Here is a 2,185-nt window from a genome sequence, read left to right as displayed (position 1 = left end):
TCGGGCTTGGCATCGCGCAAACAGGCTTGTGGTTCACCCTTAAGCTTCTTCCCATTGGCTCATAATTCATCGCTCTATCTCTCTCCGCGCTCAGGCTCACGCCGCCTGCTGAATTGCCCGCGTCAGCAGATTCATCGCCGCGCCGTTTTGGATCATGTCGCGGGTAAAGCGCAACACCCGCCAACCCTGCACTGTCGCGGCGTTGTACTTGTCACAATCGGCTTCAAAGCCCAACGCTCGCGTATGTCGCCCCTGCGCCCAAATGCCGCCCTCGCATTCGACGACGATCTTCCAGTTCGGCCAGGCAAAATCAAACTTCCACCGGCGCATCGCATCAAAGCGATACTCCGCTGCGGTTCCGGCAGTTTTGCGACGCGCACCCGCAATGCAAACTGTGCTTTCAGCGCGCTCATCGACTGCCGCCTGTGGATCGGCGTCCAAAAGTTTCCACCCTGCAGATAGACTTCCGGCCTTTATCCGGGGGTAACTGGAGTTGATTTACATGGATATGATTGATGTATGAGATACGCTGTCGTTATCGCGTACAGAAACAGAAGATCAGTGAGATCGCGCGCGAAATGGGTTGATCCCGTCCGACGGTTCACACACATATCAATACTGTAGAAGAACCGGTCTACAAGAAAAGCATTGTGGTTTCTCCCAGACTGGGGGAGTTACAGGCCCCACTTATCCAATGGCTTGAAGAGGACGCAAAGCTTGCCCGCCGCAGACAGCGTACAGGCCGGAGGATATACGAATGTCTGCAAACGCTTGGCTATAAAGGCGCTTATTGAGCAGTGTGCAGCGCTTCATCCAGCCATGGAAAGCCGATGCTCAGGGGCCGCGTCACAGAAGCCTGTGTGCCGATGGTTTTTACAGCGGCAGAGGCCTGCCGGTTCGATTGGAGTGATGTGTTCGTGATGGCTGATTGACGTGAATCACTTGAAATGGCGCTGGATACGCATGGGCAAGCGTTCACTTTTTTTGGCGGAGCGCCTGCCCATATGATGGATGACCCTCTGAAGACGGTTGTTGACACGATCTGCGCAGGCAGGCAGAGAAGGTTCAATCGCCGTTTTGTCTCTTGCGAATCACGACACAGGAAACGATTCTTGCCGCTTCAATCATCGAAAAAATCCTCTCTTCAGTCTAATGGTTTACAACTCTGTAAACTGGAAAATTTTGGACGCTAACGACTGGAAATCTTTGCGCGATGTTTCACACCGAAGTCTATATCCAGCGCGCAGTCTCCGATCTGCGCGCAGCGATTGGCCGGTATTCGGCGGTCACGGATGCGATGCAAACAGCCAGGCTCGACGAATTAAAACCAGCGCTCGACCCTATTTCGCAGGCGGCCCGGCACGTGCTTGCCCCCGCGTATACGCAGACGATCAGCGCCTACAACATGGCGCTCGAAATTCAGTATATGGAGCGGGCGCTCAATGCCAACCTGTCGCAGATGCTGCGCCATTCACTGCGTTTGGTCAGGGCCTGCGTGAGCGGTCTCTGTGAAACGATGACTGAATGCATTCTATAGTACATACGCCTGTATTTAGCTGCACGCCCATTGCTCTAAAATGTTCGTTTTTCAATGCCATGTAAAGGAAGAGGCCACGGTGCTGTTGACCAAAGTTTTTCGTAACGGAAATTCTCAAACAGTCAGAATTCCGGCTGAAATCGCTGATACAAATGCAGACATAGCACTTGAAATTGAGCGTGTGGACGATGAGCTTCGCATCCGTCCGGTCCGGCGTTCACTTGCCGGCATCCTAAAAAAATTCGCTCAGTTCAGCCCCGACTTTATGGCAGAAGGCCGCGGCGATCAGGAACAAGCCCATCGGGAAGCGCTGTGATGCCTCACTTTATGCTGGATACCAATAGGTGTATCTATTTAATGAAGCACCAGCCGGAATCAGTTGCCCGGCATTTTAGCCAGTGTTCAGTCGGAGAGGTTGTGATTTCGTCTATCACGCTTGCAGAGCTTGAATACGGGATGACTGCTTGCACCCATCCTTCCAGGGAGCGGCATCACTGGAGTGCACCCCTAGGGCCTGGACAGTTCGGAGCCGATCAATGGATACGCTTGGCTCACGGATATTCGTAACGGCAAGATTGGACGGCGTGAAGCACGGCCCGCTGACCCAATTTCAGCGAATCTCATTCAGTTGTGGCTGAGCCAATATGA

Annotated in this window: 3 protein-coding genes and 1 pseudogene; 3 read left to right on the top strand and 1 reads right to left on the bottom strand. The window is 53.3% G+C overall.

What is annotated here, in order from left to right; all coding sequences use genetic code 11:
- Positions 1-96: 96 nt before the first annotated feature.
- Complete coding sequence (locus CAGGBEG34_RS09090; protein ID WP_006683339.1) at positions 97-441, bottom strand: DUF559 domain-containing protein; 345 nt, start codon at positions 439-441, stop codon at positions 97-99.
- A 772-nt stretch (positions 442-1,213) separates the two neighbouring features.
- On the opposite strand from CAGGBEG34_RS09090, the gene CAGGBEG34_RS09080 reads away from it, so the two are divergent.
- The 3 genes and pseudogenes from CAGGBEG34_RS09080 to CAGGBEG34_RS11885 form a co-directional block, all read left to right on the top strand.
- The gene (locus tag CAGGBEG34_RS09080; RefSeq protein WP_042688501.1) at positions 1,214-1,537 is read left to right on the top strand and encodes a hypothetical protein; all 324 of its coding nucleotides are present in this window, start codon (positions 1,214-1,216) and stop codon (positions 1,535-1,537) included.
- 40 nt (positions 1,538-1,577) lie between these two features.
- Positions 1,578-1,853, top strand: a complete 276-nt coding sequence (locus tag CAGGBEG34_RS09075) for an antitoxin (RefSeq protein WP_042688500.1) — start codon at positions 1,578-1,580, stop codon at positions 1,851-1,853.
- Positions 1,853-2,074, top strand: a pseudogene (locus tag CAGGBEG34_RS11885) (PIN domain-containing protein); the annotation flags it as partial. The gene CAGGBEG34_RS09075 and the pseudogene CAGGBEG34_RS11885, both read left to right, overlap by 1 nt.
- Positions 2,075-2,185 lie beyond the last annotated feature (111 nt).

The organism is Candidatus Glomeribacter gigasporarum BEG34 (assembly GCF_000227585.1).
Taxonomy (GTDB): Bacteria; Pseudomonadota; Gammaproteobacteria; order Burkholderiales; family Burkholderiaceae; genus Glomeribacter; species Glomeribacter gigasporarum_B.
The sequence above is the reverse complement of the archived record's forward strand: the minus strand, read 5'-3'. Positions and strand labels throughout refer to the sequence as shown.

Bases quoted from the DNA above. Each gene is read 5' to 3' on its own strand.
- CAGGBEG34_RS09080 (WP_042688501.1), top strand. From the start codon at position 1,214: ATGTTTCACACCGAAGTCTATATCCAGCGCGCAGTCTCCGATCTGCGC.
- CAGGBEG34_RS09075 (WP_042688500.1), top strand. From the start codon at position 1,578: ATGTTCGTTTTTCAATGCCATGTAAAGGAAGAGGCCACGGTGCTGTTG.